Source organism: Bacteroides sp. MSK.20.82, assembly GCF_019052485.1.
Taxonomy (GTDB): domain Bacteria; phylum Bacteroidota; class Bacteroidia; order Bacteroidales; family Bacteroidaceae; genus Bacteroides; species Bacteroides thetaiotaomicron.
In genome coordinates this window covers 57204-75487 of sequence record NZ_JAHQUN010000009.1, presented here as the reverse complement: position 1 = coordinate 75487, position 18284 = coordinate 57204, and the positions used below count along the sequence as shown (strand labels likewise).

Genomic DNA, 18284 nt, shown 5'->3' with positions numbered 1-18284 from the left:
AAAAATCCCGCTGATGACTGATCAGCGGGATTTTTCCATTTTATAGGTAATTTCTAACAAAAGAGTGTTATAAAACATGATACTTATTTTTTCAACCTACAAACCAGATTTTACCGGTGGTTGAGGTCAGTTCTGCTTAGCTTTGCAACATCAAATCAATCGAATTAATGCTATGATGGAACAGACTAATAATTCAACCGACACTTTACTCGCTTCTTTTCAAGCGGGAAATATGGCAGCTTTTTCGCAGCTATATGATTTGCACATCAACATTCTTTTTAATTACGGATTGAAGTTGACCATTGATAAAGAGTTACTAAAAGATTGCATCCACGATATTTTCGTTAAGCTCTACACTAAAAAGGATGAATTAGGAACTATTGATAATTTGAAGTCTTATTTGTTCATCTCATTAAAGAACAAACTCTGCGATGAACTCCGCAAACGTATGTATATGTCTGATACAGCCATAGAAGATGTAAATGCAGTAGCTCCCACAGACGTAGAAGATGACTATATGGAAGAAGAGCAACGCAAAAATGAGTTCTCGCTGGTGAAGCGTTTACTGGACCAGCTTTCTCCCCGGCAGCGTGAAGCACTTACATTATATTATATAGAAGAAAAGAAATACGAGGATATTTGTGAGATTATGAATATGAACTATCAGTCTGTACGCAACCTGATGCATCGTGGATTGACAAAATTGCGTAGTCTGGCAAGTTAATTATAGTAAAAAGGATATTTGGTTGAGTACATACACAGAGTAACAGCGTCCTATCTATGTAAACGCTTAAAAAGGATGCGATATGTGCTCTAAGGTAAAGGATTTTTTGACGGATGATGATTTCATCAATTATGCACTGGGTGTAACTCCGGAAGCAGCTTCCCAATGGGAAACTTATTTCAGGGAACACCCGGAACAGATAGCAGATGCAGAAGAAGCTAAGGCCGTATTATTGGCTCCGGCAGATGTTGCCTGTGACTTTTCACTGGTTGAAAACCAAGATTTAAAGGATAGAATTGTTAGTAGTATAAAAGATTTTTCGAACATTTTGTAGTTAGATTAGATAGAAGTTAGGTTAGTTAAGGTTAGTAAAAAGATTGACGCAGTCTTTCACAGATGCTTGAGTGATCAAGTACTGTGAGAGACTGTGTTTTATATATTTACAGTTTATTTTCTTCCCGAATATCGAATGCGTTGCAGAAACTGACGATAAGTACGATACAACCTCCCAATATACCTATAATCATGTAAGCAATACGAATATCTAATGCCTGTGTAATAGCGCCTATAAGCAAAGGAGCGACCAGCGAACCAATAAAACTGATACTCGACAGGATAGTGAGCGCAATGCTGACGGGCGTCTTTGACTTGGCCCCTACAAAGCTATATAAAGTAGGTACGATACATGAGATACCTAGTCCGACCAGCATAAAGCCTAAGGAATTGATGATCACTTTCATTCCCAGTGAGTCAAACGCATTGCCCAACAATGCGGAAATGAAGAAGCCGATACAAATAAGGCTGCCTGCCAGTTGCAGTACTTTTTTCTTTCCCCAAAGCTGGTATGCATAATTCGTCAGGAATCGTCCCGTAGCCATCATGACCATAAATACAAGGAAGCCGATTTGCAATGATTTAGGCACATGGACAACCGATTCAAAATAAACAGCACTCCAGTCGAACATAGCACTCTCTACGATGAGCGCGAATAATCCGACTAAACCTAATTGTAAAAGGAGTATTTCCGGCTTTTGAAATAACAGACGGAATCCATTCGGAGCTTTATCAGCCGCTTTGTCTGTTGTCTCAAAGCCCGGCTTCGGATGTTCGCATATAGGAAGCGTTGTTTCTTGCAGATATTTTCGTCCTGCCAGTACTATGATAAGGATAATAGCGGCTATCAGCATATAATGCCAGACAGGAGAGGTGCCCGTCAGAATCATCACGAAGCCGATAAGTGCTCCGGTACAGGCTCCCAAGCTCCATCCTCCATGAAAAGTTGCCATGATTGTCTTACCATACAAGCGCTCCACTTCGATCCCTTGCGTATTGAACGATATATCGCACAAGTTCCAGAACACTCCGAAACAAAAAAGCAGGAATCCCAGCAAATAGACTTCATGAGCCAATCCGACACAAAGTAAGGACATGGCATATCCCAAAATGCTGACTTGTACCATTGTGCGACTCCCTAATTTAGATACAAGATAACCCGCCAAAGGAATTGCTACAAACTTGCCGACCGGTATCATAAATAAAATCAGCCCCCAATAAAATGCATAATTGGCTGCAAATACATCTTTGAAATCCGGGATACGGCTTGCCCAGCTTGCCATACAGAGTCCTTGGGCAAAGAAGAAAGTCAGGATGGCAAAACGTATTTTCTCTTTCGGATATGTAAATTGGTTGTTCATGAGTCATTCTTTTTATGCAGGCAAAGGTATTTATTTTTTGTGTTTTACCTTTCCTGCTATTACTCTTTTTTGTACTTTTGCAGCCGATTTAAAAATATCACATACATGAAGACAAGCGAATCTTTATTATCTATAGGTAAATTCATAGCCGAATATTCAGCCCATCTAATGGGAGCGGGGGTACATACCTCCCGTGTTGTACGCAATTCCAAACGTATCGGAGAAGCTTTTGGCTTAGATGTCAAACTGGGCGTATTTCATAAAAATATCATTCTTACTATCATCGATAAGGAGACAAACGAAGCCTGCAACGAGGTTATAGATATTCCTGCACATCCCATCAGTTTTGAGCATAACTCCGAACTAAGCGCTTTGAGTTGGGAAGCAGTAGACAAACAGTTATCGTTGGAAGAACTGAAAGAGAAATACAAAAAGATAGTCTCTGCTCCGATGATACATCCTCTGTTCGTTTTGATATTGGTAGGCTTTGCCAATGCGTCATTCTGCAAACTGTTTGGCGGCGACTTAATCTCAATGGGAATCGTTTTCTCCGCCACTATTACAGGATTATACCTGAAACAGCAGATGCAAAAGAAGAAAATGAATCATTATATTATATTCATTGTTTCGGCCTTCGTCGCGTCCCTCTGTGCTTCTACCGCCTTGATTTTCGACACAACTTCCGAGATCGCACTGGCAACCAGCGTCCTATATCTTGTACCCGGTGTTCCTTTGATTAATGGAGTGATTGATGTTGTCGAAGGATACGTTTTGACAGGATTTGCCCGTTTGACAGAAGCCTCTTTGCTGATTGTCAGCATTGCCATCGGCCTTTCCTTTACATTATTAATGGTAAAAAACAGTTTAATTTGATATGGTAGCACTTGATATTCTTTCTGATGGTTTCTTTGCAGCGATAGCAGGTATCGGATTTGGCGCAATTTCCGATCCTCCGTTGCGTGCATTTAAAATGATTGCAATATTGGCGGCATTGGGACATGCGTGCCGTTTCTGTCTGATGACTTACTTGGGTGTAGATATTGCTACGGCTTCTTTATTCGGTGGATTAGTAATCGGGTTCGGCAGCTTATGGCTCGGAAAGCGGGTATATTGCCCGATGACGGTGCTGTATATTCCCGCATTGCTCCCGATGATTCCGGGAAAATTTGCGTACAACATGGTATTCTCTCTTATTATGTGCTTGCAGACAGCGAATAAACCGGAACTGCATGATAAGTATATAAAGATGCAGGAGATGTTCTTCTCCAACACTTTGGTGGCAAGTACAGTAATTTTCATGCTTGCGGTCGGAGCTACATTCCCGATGTTCCTGTTCCCGCACAGAGCCTTTTCTTTAACAAGACATTAATTAAACTACTTTTATGGAGATTTTTTGGAGAACAATTGCGTATTATAATTCAGCCACTTGGCTTTTGCAGATTATTGTCATTCTGATCGGCATTGTGCTGACCGCATTGCTGATCAGCAAACCACGTCCGTGGGTGAAGATGGGAATGAAGATTTATATGATAGGTCTTTATTCGTGGATTTCCATTGTCTATTACTTTATCTACTGCGAAGAACGCAGCTATAACGGAGTAATGGCGATGTTCTGGGGAGTGATGGCTATTATCTGGATATGGGATACAATCACCGGATATACGACTTTCGAACGTACACACAAATATGATCTGCTATCTTATGTATTGCTGGCCATGCCTTTCATATATCCTATGGTATCGTTGGCACGCGGGCTATCTTTCCCGGAAATGACTTCTCCGGTGATGCCTTGCTCTGTAGTGGTATTTACCATCGGACTGCTGTTGCTGTTTGCACACAAGGTAAATATGTTTTTGGTATTGTTCCTTTGCCACTGGTCATTGATCGGATTATCCAAGACTTACTTCTTCCAGATACCGGAAGACTTCCTTTTGGCAAGTGCGACTATTCCGGGACTCTATCTCTTCTTCAGAGAATACTTCCTGAATAATCTGCACGCAGATACCAAGCCCAAAGCTAAATATATCAACTGGTTATTAATAACAGTCTGCATCGGGCTGGCTATATTATTGACGACTACTATGTTTTTGGAATTAGTTCCGAAGAACTGATTGCCGTACTATTACACGCTATTAGTTTCACGCCTTGAAACGATTAGTTTCATTGCTTGAAACAAAAAGTTTCAACCGTTGAAACCAACAGTTTCAAGGCATGAAACTTTTTTTTATCTGATAGCATAAAATATTCGGAGAGCATATTGCATCATATTATCCGGCAGCCAGCTCTTGCTTTTAGCAAACAGAACTTGCACCAACGGACCTACTTTAGTCCGGAAAGGAGGATTTTTACGCGCTACTATTTTACAGATTGCAGCACCCAGCTTGCGGGGATGGCATCCGTTACGCTCTTCTTTTTCAATAATCTTTAATGATCTCAGAAAACTGTCAGCATAATCTTCATTTTGTCCGGTCAGTTCAGAGATATTCCGGTTGTCGGTAAACCCGGTATTAAAATCTCCCGGCTGCACCAGGCAGACTTTAATATGAAACGGATGAACTTCCAGCGCCAAGGCCTCGCTGTATCCTTCTACTGCAAACTTGGATGCTGAATAAAATCCCTGATAGGGGATGCCCATCACTCCACCAATAGAGCTGATATTGATAATCTTTCCCCGACGTGCCTTGCGCATATAAGGGAGCACCGCTTTGCACATATTGACCACGCCAAAGAAATTTGTATTCATCTGCATGCTCACTTCTTCTTCGGTAGCCAACTCCAATGCTCCGCCAATTCCCATACCGGCATTATTAATCAGTACATCCATCCGTCCCTGCTCGGATATTATTTGTTCTACAGCCTGACGAACAGAAATACTATTCGTTACATCAACGACAAGCATTCGGACCTTACCTATATTCTCTGAAGGTTTCCGGCTCGTACCGTAAACGATATGACCTTGTTCTGATAACATTTGCGCAGTGATCTTTCCAAATCCGGAAGAAGCTCCGGTAATGAGTATGATTTGTGGTTGCATATTCTTTTATTTGCAGCAAAGATAAAGAGAATATCCGAAAATTCTGTTTTTGCCGAATAGTATTCTGATTAGACGGTTTCAGAAGCTTCCTCCTGCAAAACTTGGTTTTCTGCAAAAGATATCCTATCTTCGGGAAAAATAACGATATGAAAAGAATACTTATATTCAGCATAGTATGTCTGACTTCAATTATAGTGTCGCTGGGACAGTCAGTGGAAAGCACCATTCTTCCTCCTACGGGCTACACTCGTGAAGTATGCGATGAACATTCATTTGCCGCCTATCTGCGTCAACTCCCATTATTGCCCAAAGGGAGTAAGGTTTTACTTTACAACGGACAGGAGAAAAGGAATCAGGCAGCCGCATTCGCCGTAGTAGATATGGAAATAGGCAATCGCGATTTACAGCAATGTGCGGATGCAGTCATGCGCTTGCGGGCAGAATACCTATGGGCACAGAAAAGATACGGAGAAATCAAATTTAACTTTACCAATGGCTTTCCGGCAGAATATAAAAAATGGGCGGAAGGAAACCGTATCAAAGTAACTGGAAATAAGGTAGAATGGTATGCTGCAGGAGGCAAAGACTATTCATATAAGACTTTTCGTAAATACTTGAATATGGTATTTATGTATGCCGGCACTGCTTCTCTTTCAAAAGAGCTTCGTACGGTTCCTTATACTTCACTGCAAGCAGGAGATGTGTTTATCAAAGGAGGTTCACCGGGCCATGTCGTGATAGTAGTAGATGTGGCAATTCACCCGAAAACAAAAAAGAAAGTTTTTTTATTGGCGCAAAGTTATATGCCCGCCCAGCAAATACATATCCTCGTCAATCCTGCCAACCGAAATCTGTCACCTTGGTATGAACTGACAGATACAGACAGTGGCAGATTGTATACACCGGAGTGGACATTTGAAAAGAAAGAGCTGAAAAGGTTTTAGAAATTGCTTACCTGGCACCTTTCCTTCCGGGGTCCCCTCCTGTAGGTGGGAGGAGCATAAAGATACCTCTTCTCAACTATTTAGTATAACGGTCAACTCTTGCCGCCAATCAGCACCGTTTTCTGGTTGGAAGGTTTCGAAGCCAAGTTCTTTGCCTATGTGGATATTCGAACTTCCATCGTCAACGAAGAGCGTTTCGGAAGGTATGACATGACTGTCTTTTATCATAAAGTCGAATATTTCGGGAGCCGGTTTGGTATGTCCCAACTGGTAAGATAAATATAGTTTGTCGCAATAATCGTTCAGCGGTTTCCCTTCGGATGAAAACTCCGGACTGCATGCCCATGACATAACAAAAGGATTGGTATTACTCAAGAGATACACATGATATGATTTACGAAGTCCCAATATATAATCGAGCTTTCGCAAGTCCACTTCATTGAAAAAGCCTAACCACGCCTGTTTGGTTTCTTCCATCGTCAGTTCGCGACCGCACAGATCTCCCAATTGCTTCCGAAATTCATCGGCACTCAACTTTCCTTCTTCCAGTTCTTGGAAGATTCCGGTCTGATGGTATTTGTCCAAACGAGTATCGGCATCCGCCAATCCCAGTTTGATAAACGCCTGAACAGCTTTATCGCGATCAATGTCTACAATCACTCCGCCAAAATCAAATACAATGTTTTTAATCATGATATATACAATTTTTATTTGTTACAAAGATACGGCTAATCTTCTTAATAAACAGCCCGTCATCGCTTGATCTTTGTCAAAAAAAACATGAGGGCAATCTGCGATATGCATAATAATAGGAGCATAAATAATATAGTTACACTATCCTGCCGTGATGGTGTAACTATGATCACAGTATAGTGTCACTATGAGAGGAGGATAGTGACACCATTTTTTGTATGGTTTATAGAGGTGTATGTATCATATTATTTTTTATATTTGCAAATCCAATCGTTTGTATACAAAGATAAAAGCAGAGTTATGAATAATCTTCGAATCTTATTATACGTGGTTGTCCTTTCACTGGCTGCATGCCATCCGGAAGGGACTAATGTAAAACAGGGATTAGACAAAGCCGCACAGCTAATGGGGCAGGACCCGGATACAGCATCTATTATTCTCGAAAATATCCAGATCAACCAGATGAACGAAGCACAGCTGGCAGAATATAATCTGTTGTGTACCCAGCTGAATGAAGATAAAAATATCGCCCATACGTCTGATAAGCAAATCCGTCAGGCAGTTTCATACTTTGACCAACACGGCAATGAACTTCAGAAATCAAAGGCTTATTTTTATCTGGCATGCGTAGAGAGTGATCTTGACCAGAAAAAGGAAGCGGAGACCCACTTCAAGGAAGCAATAAAGCTTGCTGCTCTTACAGAGAAGTACGATTATGTAGCCAAGGTGTGCAGACGTTGCAGCCTTTATTATCAGAAATATGGTCATTTCGACGAAGCATTGGAAATGGAAAGAAAAGCCTATGCCAGCCAGCTAATGCTGAACGATCAGACAGGCGATACGAAGATTATTCTTTCTTCTGCATTGGGAGTCTTTGGTGTGATGTCCTTGTTACTCGGGCTGCTCTGGAAGAAGAATAAGTTTGTATATTCTCAACTGACTACTTTTAAAGATGAAATGTTGCGAAAAGAGGCAGAGTCGGATAAACTGATGTTGCAATGTAACTATCTGGAAGAAAAATATCAGTCGCTTCAACAGCATATTTATGAAAGTTCTCCGGTAGTATCGAAAGTCCGGCAAATAAAAGAACGGTCTGTTTCCCCTTCCAAGGTTGTTTCTTTTTCAGAGAAAGACTGGAGTGAATTATTAAGACTACAGGAAGGAGTATATGGACTTGTTTCCAAATTGAAAGAGATAAGTCCTAAACTTACAGAAGAAGATTTGAGAGTATGTGCTTTCCTGCGCGAAGGTATCCAGCCTGCTTGCTTTGCAGATCTAATGAAACTGACTGTAGAAACTCTTACCCGAAGAATATCCAGAATAAAAACGGAGAAACTTATGCTTGTAAGTTCCAAAGAATCACTGGAAGACTACATCAAATCATTGTAGTCCACATTTGTCCGGAATTACCTGACAAAAAGCTTTGTTTTTCAACACCTTATAGAAATGGGATGTCCGTATCCGTCCGGCTAAAAATGCCTGTTTTATATCACTGTTCTATAACTTTGCAAACAAAAAAGTTACAGAACTATGAACTACTTATTATTTAAAAGATGGAATGATTTCAGTGGTTGGCTTGTCTTCCTGATAGCAGCTTTCGTATACGGAATGACAATCGAACCTACTGCCAGTTTTTGGGATTGTCCTGAGTTTATTTCATGCGCCGAAAAGTTACAGGTCGGACATCCGCCTGGTGCACCTTTTTATATGCTGGTAGGTAATCTGTTTACACAGTTTGCCTCCGATCCCTCCCAGGTCTCACGTACAGTCAACTTTCTGAATGCACTGCTAAGTGCAGGATGTATCCTCTTTCTTTTTTGGAGTATCACTCGCCTGGTCAGATCTCTTCTGAAAGAAGAAAAAGAGAATCTGTCAGTAACCGACGTGATTATCATTCTCGGTTCCGGGTTGGTAGGAGCTTTGGCATATACTTTTAGTGATACTTTCTGGTTCAGCGCAGTAGAGGGAGAAGTATATGCTTTCTCTTCTTTTCTTACTGCCTTGGTTTTTTGGATGATTCTGCGCTGGCAGGATGAGTCGGACACCGTTTATGGTGACCGATGGATTATTCTGATTGCCTATATAATCGGACTCTCCATCGGAGTACATCTGCTCAATCTGCTTTGCATTCCAGCGATTGTACTGGTTTTCTATTATCAGAAATATCGAACGATTTCGCTTAAAGGAGCAATTGCGGCGATTGCTTTATCCGGTCTGCTTATTGTATTGATACTTTTTGTCTACATTCCCGGAATGGCGGATATTGGAGGATGGTTCGAACTACTCTTTGTCAATGCCTTGGGATTTCCTTTCCAAACAGGACTGATTGGCTTTCTGGCTATCACATTTTTCCTGCTCATAGCTGGTATCTATCGTTTCAAAAAACGATTAATCAATACAGCTTTATGGTGCATACTTATGCTTACCGTAGGTTATACCACCTATGCAGTGATATTGATTCGTGCCAATGCCAATACACCGCTCAATGAAAATGCTCCGGATAATATTTTCGCACTCAAAAGCTATTTGAACCGGGAGCAATACGAAAGCGCCCCTTTACTTTATGGCAAAACGTATGCCTCCGAACCGGAGTATGTGCCCGAAGGAGATTATTACAAGGTAAAAATGAAAACGGGTGGTGCTGTCTACAGACCGAATAGGGAAGAAGGGAAATATAAAGTGATTCGAAATAAAGAGGAAGTATGCTATACTCAAAATATGCTGTTTTCACGAATGTGGAATGATCGCATGGCTTCCTCCTACAAAAGCTGGTCGGAAGGAACGGACGGAGCTCCCACGCAAAAAGAGAATCTTACCTACTTCTTCGCTTATCAGCTCAATTATATGTATTGGCGCTATTTTCTCTGGAATTTTGTCGGGCGTCAAAATGATATCCAGGGACATGGCGAACCGGAGCATGGAAACTGGATCACGGGTATTCCTCTGTTAGATAATCTAAGGCTTGGTGATCAGGAACTTTTACCCGAATCTCTGCGTCAGAATAAAGGGCATAACGTATTTTACGCTTTGCCGCTATTATTGGGATTAATCGGGATTTACTGGCAATGGATGCGGGGAAAGAAGGGGATGCAACAGTTTAGCGTCGTGTTTTTCCTTTTCTTCATGACAGGTCTGGCTATTGTGCTATATTTGAACCAGACTCCCGGTCAGCCCCGTGAACGGGATTATGCATACGCAGGTTCATTCTATGCTTTTGCTATTTGGATAGGAATGGGAGCTGCCGGATTGTGTGACGCACTTCGAAAAAAGAAGTCGTCAGTACTTCAAGTCGGCCTGTTAATGTTTCTCTGCCTGCTGATTCCGGTTCAGATGGCTAGTCAGACGTGGGATGATCATGACCGGAGCAATCGTTTCACCTGCCGTGATTTTGGAGCCAATTATCTGATGACACTCCCCGACAAAGGAAATCCTATCATTTTCAGTAACGGAGATAATGATACTTTTCCCTTGTGGTATAATCAGGACACGGAAGGAGTACGCAGAGATGCCCGCATCTGCAATTTGAGTTATGCGCAAACAGATTGGTATATTTATCAGCAGCAATGCCCGTTGTATGATGCACCCGGATTACCCATTACCTGGAGTAAAGATCAATATCAGGAAGGAAAAAACGAATACGTAGCCATCCGACCGGAACTGAAAAAACAGATAGAAGAGCTTTATCAGAAACATCCGGAAGAAGCCCGTGATAGTTTCGGCAATGATCCGTTTGAGGTAAAAAACATCTTGAAGTACTGGGCATTATCGGAGAAACAGGACTTCCACGTAATCCCTACCGATACGATCAGTATCAGCATTGATAAAGATGCAGTGCTTCGATCAGGCATAATGCTTCCCGACTCCATCCGTCATCTGAAAGGTAAAGAACTAAAAAATGCGATACCGGATAAGATCTATATTTCTCTGAAAGATATGCGTATTCTAACCAAGGTAGATATGCTGATGCTGGAAATGCTTGCCAACTGCAATTGGGAACGCCCATTGTACATGGCAATATCCGTCGGTGAGGTCAGCAAGCTGAAGTTTGATCATTATTTCGTTCAGGAAGGATTAGCTTTCCGTTTCACGCCTTTTGATTATAAAAAATGGGGAAATGTCAAAGGAGATAATAACTATGCGATAGATGTAGAGAGATTGTATGAAAATGTAATGAACAGATATAAGTATGGCGGACTGGACACTCCCGGACTCTATCTGGATGAAACCACCCTGCGAACCTGCTATTATCATCGAAGGCTTTTCGCCCAACTGGCAAAGGAACTGATCAGGCAGGGCGACAATACCCGAGCAAGGAAAGTACTTGCCTATGCAGAACAAGCTGTTCCGGCGTACAATGTCCCCGAGATCTATGAAAGCGGGTCATTCGACATAGCCAAAGCCTATGCTGCCCTAGGAGAAAAGACGAAAGCAATGCCTCTGTTAAAGAACCTGACAGCCGAATCGGAAGATTACATCAACTGGGCATTCTCATTAGGAGACAACAGGATCAATATGGTTCAGAGAGATTGCCTGTATAAGTTCTGGCAATGGAATCAGTATAATGAACTTGTAAAAGAGATTGATGAAGAGGAATACAGGCTAAGTAATCAGCGCTTTGAGGAGAAATATGCTTTATTCTCTCAAATCGTGGGACTTAGAAACTAAAATCCGGAAATATAAACTTGAAAACAATAAAACTATCAGAAGTATGAGAAATGCATTGAGTAAAATAAATTATATTATTCTATCGATTGGTTCGATATTGATTATCACAGGATATGTATTAATGAGCGGCGAGGGGAGTACCCCTGCCGCATATAATCCTGATATCTTCAGCAGACTTCGTATATGTTTTGCACCCATTATTTGTTTACTCGGTTATTTGCTGAATGTGGTTGGCATTATTTATATTACAAAAAAGAATAATTAGCAGGGATACATCTTAAATATTTTCAAAAGAATGCGTTTTTAAGCCAAATAATTACTTCTTTTGTCCTCACTAATAAAAATGAAAGTCGGACAACATGAGTAATAACATTGACATAAAAACGCTTGAAGCCTTCCAGGATGGAAATCACAAGGCTTTTGAAACAGTTTTTATAGCCTATTACAATAAAACAAAGGCTTTCATCGACGGATATATAAAATCGGAATCGGATGCCGAAGAATTGACAGAAGACCTTTTTGTCAACCTTTGGATCAATCATGATTCAATTGATGCATCCAAGTCTTTTAGTTCTTATCTGCATACAATTGCCCGTAATTCGGCCATAAATTTCTTGAAACATAAGTATGTACATGACACTTATCTAAATAGTAGTCAGGAGATCGAATATAGTTCTACCTCCGAAGAAGATCTTATTGCTAAAGAGTTAGGCTTATTAATAGATGACATTGTCGGAAAAATGTCGGAACAGCGGAAAATGATCTATACATTAAGCCGTCAGGAAGGGTTGAGCAATGCTGAGATAGCAATACAGCTCAACACCACTAAAAGAAATGTCGAAAGTCAGTTAAGCCTCGCATTAAAGGAGATACGGAAAGCTATCTCGTGCTTTTTATTATCTTTTTTATAAAAACATCCACTTTTTCATTGAGCTTTTTGTCATCAGACTGTATATATAGTAAATACAGCAAAAATGGAAAAGAGTAATATTATCACCAGAATCATCAAAAAGTTCCTTTCCGGACGTTTTTCTGTTGAAACGGAGGAAAAGGTACAGCGATGGATTATGAAGGAAGAAAACGCGGAGGAGAAAGAAAAAGCCTCATTAGAGTATTGGAACGAACTGGATACGGAAGCCGATTCAAAAACATACAGTGCTTTAGAGCGGGTCAATTTAAGAACCGGATACAACAAAGAACATCTTGAAAATATTGTTTTATATCATAAGTTTGTCCGCATTGTAGCCGTCGTTATTCCCATATGCTTATTGGCAGGAGGATTGCTTTATTATATCCCTTCCGAAAACGAGCAGATAGAAATATCCACAGCCTATGGCGAACAAAAGCGCTTGGTTCTGCCGGATAGTTCCGAAGTATGGCTGAACGCTGGAAGTACAATTACCTATCCGAAAACTTTTACCAAAGAGAATCGTGTCGTAACCCTTGATGGTGAAGCCTATTTCTCAGTCAGAAAAGATGATGCAAAACCTTTCATAGTAGAAACATCGCAACTATCCGTCAAGGTACTTGGAACGAAGTTCAATGTAAAGGCATATGCTAATGATGCGAATATTACCACAACGTTGACTAGTGGAAAAGTGGAAGTGAGTACGCAATCCCGTCCTCCTCAAACTCTCAAGCCCAACGAACAACTCACCTATGATAAATCGACATCAGATATTGAGATATCGACAGTAGACACTGTTGACACGAACAGTTGGGTAAAAGGGAAAATAATCTTCACCAATGCTACTGCCGAAGAAATATTCAGAACGCTGGAACGACGTTATGATACTGTTATCGATCATTCTACCGATTTTTCTGCCTCTAGACGGTACACTGTCAAATTCCTGAAAGATGAGAATCTGGATGAAATGCTGAATATATTAGGAGATATAATCGGCTTTAGCTATCGGCAGAGTGGAAACAAAATAATAATAACCAAATAAAAAAAATAGCCTATGAACAAAAAGAACCGGGAAGCAGCTTGAGACCCTCTTCCCAGTTCTGAAATGTCTATCCTCATTTAAACCGCGAAGTAAAAACGAAGTATCAACGTACAAATATAAAATAATGAATCGAATTAATGCGAATAAAAAACCAGATAAGATGATCATTCTTTTGTTTTTTTCTATTCTGTCATTGACGGCAATTTCCCAAAATGCAGAAAAGAAAATTACAATTCAAAATAAAAATATCTCTTTAAAAGAAGCCTTTGAGCAAATAGAACTACAAACAGACTATAGCATAGCTTACGAACAGTCAAACCTGAACCTGAAAAAGAGGCAAGCATTGTCGCTAAAGTCCGCAAGCATTGAGAAGGCACTAACACAAATATTGAAAGGTACCGGATACATATACAAAATAAAGGGATATCATATTATTATCTCTCTGCCGACACCAAAAACAGAAACAATCGGCGAAAAGACACAAAAACTAACGCAAACCATAAGAGGAATTGTAGTCGATTCCAAAACTAATGCTCCAATAGAGTATGCCTCTGTCTATGTCTTAGAGGAACCTTCCTTGAATAGCTCCACAGATAGTCTGGGAAACTTCAGAATCAGCAATGTTCCTATTGGACGCTACAATATTCAAGCGTCTTTTACGGGATATCACATAAGCATAATCAGTGAGGTATCCGTAACTTCATCCAAAGAAGTATATGTAGAAATTCCGATGGACGAGAATATCCAATATCTGGCAGAAGTCCTCGTGAAGCCGGAAATAAAGAAAAACCGGACGATCAATCCTATGGCTATCACAGGCGGCCGTATGATCAGCATGGAAGAAGCCGGCAGATTTGCCAACGGCTTCGATGACCCTGCACGATTAAGTGCCGCTTTCGCAGGAGTAGCGGGAGACATCGGCACCAATGCCGTAGCCATTCGCGGAAACTCCCCGCAATTCACGCAATGGAGGCTGGAAGGAATTGAGATACCCAATCCGACTCATTTTGCCGATTTGTCGGGATTGGGCGGAGGTTTCCTGTCAGCTCTGAGTACACAGGTGATCGGAAATTCGGATTTTTACAACGGAGCTTTTCCCGCAGAATATAACAATGTATTATCGGGTGTTTTCGATATGCACCTGCGCAATGGAAATAATCAAAAGTACGAACACGCTTTTCAAGTCGGACTAATGGGTATCGATCTGTCATCAGAGGGACCAATCAGTAAAAAGCGAGGAAGTTCTTATCTCGTTAACTATCGTTTTTCGACTACATCACTGGCTACCGGCAATGACCTGAATCTTAAATATCAGGATTTAGCATTCAAGCTAAACTTTCCGACCTCCAAAGCCGGCACCTTTTCTATTTGGGGATTAGGATTGATTGACAGAAACAAAGCTCCAATAGAAGAGCGTTCCAAATGGGAAACTCTGGGAGACCGACAAGCAGGAGAAAACAGACTAGAAAAAATGGTGGGAGGACTTGCACACAAGTATGTGATGAATGAAAACACGTATATCCGCTCTTCCCTGTCTGCTACTTATTCCAAAGATCATACAGTGGTAGATCAACAAGCAGATGACAAACTAATCAGAGTAGGAGATATCCGGAACAGCAGGTGGGACTTCGTTTTTAATTCTTATCTGAATACGAAGTTCAGTCCGAGACATACTAACAGAACGGGGGTTACGATTACAAACCTTCACTATGATCTTGATTATCAGGTCAGCCGTTATTTCGGATTAAACAGACCTATGGAACAGATTTCAAAAGGTGATGGTGAAAGCACAGTCTTTTCGGCCTATAGCAGTTCGGTTATCAATCTGAATAATAACTGGGACACTAGCTTAGGAGTAACAGCCCAATATTTTACTTTGAACAATAACTTATCCATCGAACCGCGGGTTGCCCTAAAATGGAAAATAAATCCGAAACATTCTTTGGCGTTGGCCTATGGATTACATAGTCGCAGGGAAAAGCTGGATTATTATTTTGTAGAAAAGGTCGTCAACGGCAAGAACCAGTCAAATCGATATCTGGATTTTTCCCGGGCACATCATGTCGGGATGACATACGACTGGAATATCAATCAAAACCTGCATTTAAAGATAGAGCCTTATTTCCAATATTTATTTCGTATACCGGTTGAAAAGAACTCCTCCTTCTCGGTCATTAACCATGAGGAATTTTATTTGGACAGAATCTTGACCAACACCGGTCAAGGCAGAAATTATGGAATAGACATCACGCTGGAACAATATATGAAAAATGGCTTCTACTATATGATTACAGGTTCTTTGTTTAAATCGAAATATAGGGGAGGAGATAACGTTTGGCGTAATACAAGACTGGATAAGAACTATCTGCTGAACTTACTTGCCGGAAAAGAATGGATGGTCGGCAAACTTAAACAAAACGTACTGAGTCTCAACGGACGTTTATTCTTTCAGGGAGGGGAACGCTACACCCCCGTAAACGAAGAAAGAAGTCAGACAGAGCATGACATCTTTTTTGATGAAACGAAAGCATACAGCAAAAGATTCAATCCTTCCATAAACGGTGATGTTTCTGTCAGTTTCCGGATAAATAAGAAAAGAGTATCTCATGAGTTCTCATTGAAGATTCTGAATGTAGGTATGCGCACCGGAATGCACTTTTACCAATACAATGAAAAGACCTTTGAAATTGAAGAAAAAGAAGGAACAGGGTTAATTCCCAATATAAGTTATAAGATTTATTTCTAGACAAACTAAAATCCTAAATGTCTTAAAGTAATCATTATGCTCTGTCATTCAGACCTCCCGTTACCAAGGGAAATGTTCTGAATGACAGAAACTCTTATGTACAATGACTTTCGGTAATTATGATATAACAATCCAGAATTAAAAAAAATCCTAATCAGTAATATTGGTATAACTTTCTGTAATTTATATACTGCAAAAATCAATCACTCTGCTTAAATTTGCATCGGTTAAAAAGCATAAGATTCGATTCTGATGGAATTGAAAATAATTAAGATATAACTACTATAAATTGAAAATCTAATAAATTTATGTTGCGTACTATCAGACTTACAGCCGCAATCGTGTGTTTCACACTTATTACCCTGCTGTTCCTTGATTTCACAGGGACATTGCACACATGGTTCGGATGGCTGGCGAAAATTCAGTTCCTGCCGGCAGTATTAGCCTTGAACATAGGTGTCGTGCTATTCCTTATTGTGCTCACATTACTATTCGGGCGTATTTATTGTTCGGTCATTTGCCCGTTAGGAGTATTTCAGGATGCTGTTTCATGGTTCTCCGGCAAACAGAAAAAGAACCGCTTCCGTTATTCTCCGGCTTTAAAATGGCTGAGATATGGTGTATTGGCTGTATTCATCCTTGCCTTGGTTGCCGGACTGAATGCTTTTGTCGTTCTACTGGCACCTTACAGTGCATACGGCCGGATGGTTTCCAGTCTGCTGGCTCCGGTATGGCAATGGGGAAATAATCTCTTGGCATATTTTGCCGAACGGGCAGAAAGCTATGCTTTCTATGAAGTGGATGTCTGGATGAAAAGTCTTTCAACACTGATCATTGCTGTGATTACCCTTATTGTGCTTTTTGTTTTGGCATGGCGTAACGGACGTACTTATTGCAATACCATTTGTCCTGTCGGCACCGTATTGGGATTCATATCACGATACTCCATCTTCAAGCCTGTGATCGATACTTCCAAATGTAATAGCTGCGGATTGTGCGCACGTAATTGTAAGGCATCCTGTATTAATGCCAAAGCCCATGAAATTGATTATAGCCGTTGTGTCGCTTGTATGGATTGCCTGGGAAAATGTAAGCAAGGAGCTATTAAATATACCAGACGTATTCAAAAGAAAGAAGGGGTTAATACGGAAGCGGTTAAAATAAAATCCGTGACCTCGGAACAGATTGACAATGCCCGTCGTAGTTTTCTTTCGGCATCGACTATTTTCGCTACTTCTACCATACTGAAAGCACAGGAGAAAAAGGTAGACGGAGGATTGGCAGCCATTGAAGACAAGAAGATTCCCAACCGGGAGAATCCGATTTATCCTCCCGGATCATTAAATGCACGCAACTTTGCCCAACATTGTACTGCCTGTCAGCTATGTGTCTCTGTTTGTCCTACTCAGGTATTACGTCCATCCGGTAATCTGGCAACTCTCATGCAGCCGGAAATGTCCTACGAGCGTGGTTATTGCCGTCCGGAGTGTGCCAAATGTGCGGAAGTATGCCCTACAGATGCCATTCATCTGACCAGCCTGGCAGAGAAATCCGCTATCCAAATCGGGCATGCTGTATGGATCAAGGAGAACTGCGTACCGCTGACTGATGGAATGGAATGCGGCAACTGTGCCCGCCATTGTCCGGCAGCCGCTATTCAGATGGTAGCTTCCGATCCCGAAATAGCGGACTCACCGAAGATTCCGGCAATCAATGTCGAACGGTGTATTGGTTGCGGTGCTTGCGAGAATCTTTGTCCATCCCGTCCTTTTAGTGCCATTTACGTGACCGGACATCAGATGCACAGAATTGTATGATTTAAATCAGAACAAGAT

16 protein-coding genes are annotated in these 18284 nt (G+C 41.0%); 13 read left to right on the top strand and 3 right to left on the bottom strand.

All coding sequences use genetic code 11. The features are described from left to right. Positions 1-172: 172 nt before the first annotated feature. Complete coding sequence (locus tag KTR07_RS10910; RefSeq protein WP_008765767.1) at positions 173-724, top strand: RNA polymerase sigma factor; 552 nt, start codon at positions 173-175, stop codon at positions 722-724. A gap of 82 nt (positions 725-806) precedes the next feature. After that, positions 807-1058, top strand: coding sequence for a hypothetical protein (locus tag KTR07_RS10905; protein WP_008765766.1), 252 nt, complete (start codon positions 807-809; stop codon positions 1056-1058). Positions 1059-1164: 106 nt separating this feature from the next. On the opposite strand, the gene KTR07_RS10900 is transcribed toward KTR07_RS10905, so the two are convergent. Further along, positions 1165-2418, bottom strand: a complete 1254-nt coding sequence (locus KTR07_RS10900; protein WP_008765765.1) for an MFS transporter — start codon at positions 2416-2418, stop codon at positions 1165-1167. A gap of 105 nt (positions 2419-2523) precedes the next feature. Between KTR07_RS10900 and KTR07_RS10895 the strand changes: the two genes are divergently transcribed. From KTR07_RS10895 to KTR07_RS10885, 3 genes are read left to right on the top strand one after another with little or no spacing between them, the layout of a single operon-like run. Then, complete coding sequence (locus KTR07_RS10895) at positions 2524-3291, top strand: threonine/serine exporter ThrE family protein (protein WP_008761612.1); 768 nt, start codon at positions 2524-2526, stop codon at positions 3289-3291. 1 nt (position 3292) lies between these two features. Further along, positions 3293-3787, top strand: coding sequence for a threonine/serine exporter family protein (locus KTR07_RS10890; protein ID WP_008761611.1), 495 nt, complete (start codon positions 3293-3295; stop codon positions 3785-3787). A 13-nt stretch (positions 3788-3800) separates the two neighbouring features. After that, positions 3801-4529, top strand: a complete 729-nt coding sequence (locus KTR07_RS10885; protein ID WP_008765763.1) for a DUF6064 family protein — start codon at positions 3801-3803, stop codon at positions 4527-4529. Positions 4530-4642: 113 nt separating this feature from the next. Here the strand turns inward: KTR07_RS10885 and KTR07_RS10880 are convergent, their stop codons facing one another. After that, positions 4643-5452 carry an SDR family oxidoreductase gene (locus KTR07_RS10880; protein WP_008765762.1) on the bottom strand — a complete coding sequence of 270 codons (810 nt, stop codon included), beginning with the start codon at positions 5450-5452 and terminating at the stop codon, positions 4643-4645. A 146-nt stretch (positions 5453-5598) separates the two neighbouring features. Between KTR07_RS10880 and KTR07_RS10875 the strand changes: the two genes are divergently transcribed. Further along, positions 5599-6396 (top strand): DUF4846 domain-containing protein, encoded by a 798-nt coding sequence (locus KTR07_RS10875; protein ID WP_008765761.1) that lies wholly within the window; start codon positions 5599-5601, stop codon positions 6394-6396. Between the two features lie 72 nt (positions 6397-6468). Here KTR07_RS10875 and KTR07_RS10870 read toward each other — a convergent pair whose 3' ends face one another. Next, the gene (locus KTR07_RS10870) at positions 6469-7089 is read right to left on the bottom strand and encodes an HAD family phosphatase (protein ID WP_008761607.1); all 621 of its coding nucleotides are present in this window, start codon (positions 7087-7089) and stop codon (positions 6469-6471) included. A gap of 300 nt (positions 7090-7389) precedes the next feature. On the opposite strand from KTR07_RS10870, the gene KTR07_RS10865 reads away from it, so the two are divergent. The 7 genes from KTR07_RS10865 (at position 7390) to KTR07_RS10835 (ending at position 18266) form a co-directional block, all read left to right on the top strand. Next, entirely contained in the window at positions 7390-8478 is a 1089-nt protein-coding gene (locus tag KTR07_RS10865) for a hypothetical protein (RefSeq protein ID WP_011107549.1), read from the top strand. Between the two features lie 141 nt (positions 8479-8619). Next, positions 8620-11754, top strand: a complete 3135-nt coding sequence (locus KTR07_RS10860; protein WP_008765759.1) for a DUF2723 domain-containing protein — start codon at positions 8620-8622, stop codon at positions 11752-11754. A 43-nt stretch (positions 11755-11797) separates the two neighbouring features. Then, positions 11798-12019 carry a DUF3098 domain-containing protein gene (locus tag KTR07_RS10855; protein ID WP_008765758.1) on the top strand — a complete coding sequence of 74 codons (222 nt, stop codon included), beginning with the start codon at positions 11798-11800 and terminating at the stop codon, positions 12017-12019. A 94-nt stretch (positions 12020-12113) separates the two neighbouring features. Continuing rightward, positions 12114-12665, top strand: coding sequence for an RNA polymerase sigma-70 factor (locus KTR07_RS10850; protein WP_008765757.1), 552 nt, complete (start codon positions 12114-12116; stop codon positions 12663-12665). Positions 12666-12728: 63 nt separating this feature from the next. Then, entirely contained in the window at positions 12729-13703 is a 975-nt protein-coding gene (locus KTR07_RS10845; protein WP_008765756.1) for a FecR family protein, read from the top strand. Between the two features lie 124 nt (positions 13704-13827). Further along, positions 13828-16449, top strand: coding sequence for a carboxypeptidase regulatory-like domain-containing protein (locus KTR07_RS10840; RefSeq protein WP_061473729.1), 2622 nt, complete (start codon positions 13828-13830; stop codon positions 16447-16449). A 308-nt stretch (positions 16450-16757) separates the two neighbouring features. Beyond that, positions 16758-18266, top strand: a complete 1509-nt coding sequence (locus tag KTR07_RS10835) for a 4Fe-4S binding protein (protein WP_008765754.1) — start codon at positions 16758-16760, stop codon at positions 18264-18266. Positions 18267-18284: the final 18 nt, after the last annotated feature.

Excerpts from the sequence above, each read along its gene's own strand:
- KTR07_RS10910 (WP_008765767.1), top strand. The coding sequence starts at position 173 with ATGATGGAACAGACTAATAATTCAACCGACACTTTACTCGCTTCTTTT.
- KTR07_RS10905 (WP_008765766.1), top strand. The coding sequence starts at position 807 with ATGTGCTCTAAGGTAAAGGATTTTTTGACGGATGATGATTTCATCAAT.
- KTR07_RS10900 (WP_008765765.1), bottom strand. The coding sequence starts at position 2,418 with ATGAACAACCAATTTACATATCCGAAAGAGAAAATACGTTTTGCCATC.
- KTR07_RS10895 (WP_008761612.1), top strand. The coding sequence starts at position 2,524 with ATGAAGACAAGCGAATCTTTATTATCTATAGGTAAATTCATAGCCGAA.
- KTR07_RS10890 (WP_008761611.1), top strand. The coding sequence starts at position 3,293 with ATGGTAGCACTTGATATTCTTTCTGATGGTTTCTTTGCAGCGATAGCA.
- KTR07_RS10885 (WP_008765763.1), top strand. The coding sequence starts at position 3,801 with ATGGAGATTTTTTGGAGAACAATTGCGTATTATAATTCAGCCACTTGG.
- KTR07_RS10880 (WP_008765762.1), bottom strand. The coding sequence starts at position 5,452 with ATGCAACCACAAATCATACTCATTACCGGAGCTTCTTCCGGATTTGGA.
- KTR07_RS10875 (WP_008765761.1), top strand. The coding sequence starts at position 5,599 with ATGAAAAGAATACTTATATTCAGCATAGTATGTCTGACTTCAATTATA.
- KTR07_RS10870 (WP_008761607.1), bottom strand. The coding sequence starts at position 7,089 with ATGATTAAAAACATTGTATTTGATTTTGGCGGAGTGATTGTAGACATT.
- KTR07_RS10865 (WP_011107549.1), top strand. The coding sequence starts at position 7,390 with ATGAATAATCTTCGAATCTTATTATACGTGGTTGTCCTTTCACTGGCT.
- KTR07_RS10860 (WP_008765759.1), top strand. The coding sequence starts at position 8,620 with ATGAACTACTTATTATTTAAAAGATGGAATGATTTCAGTGGTTGGCTT.
- KTR07_RS10855 (WP_008765758.1), top strand. The coding sequence starts at position 11,798 with ATGAGAAATGCATTGAGTAAAATAAATTATATTATTCTATCGATTGGT.
- KTR07_RS10850 (WP_008765757.1), top strand. The coding sequence starts at position 12,114 with ATGAGTAATAACATTGACATAAAAACGCTTGAAGCCTTCCAGGATGGA.
- KTR07_RS10845 (WP_008765756.1), top strand. The coding sequence starts at position 12,729 with ATGGAAAAGAGTAATATTATCACCAGAATCATCAAAAAGTTCCTTTCC.
- KTR07_RS10840 (WP_061473729.1), top strand. The coding sequence starts at position 13,828 with ATGAATCGAATTAATGCGAATAAAAAACCAGATAAGATGATCATTCTT.
- KTR07_RS10835 (WP_008765754.1), top strand. The coding sequence starts at position 16,758 with ATGTTGCGTACTATCAGACTTACAGCCGCAATCGTGTGTTTCACACTT.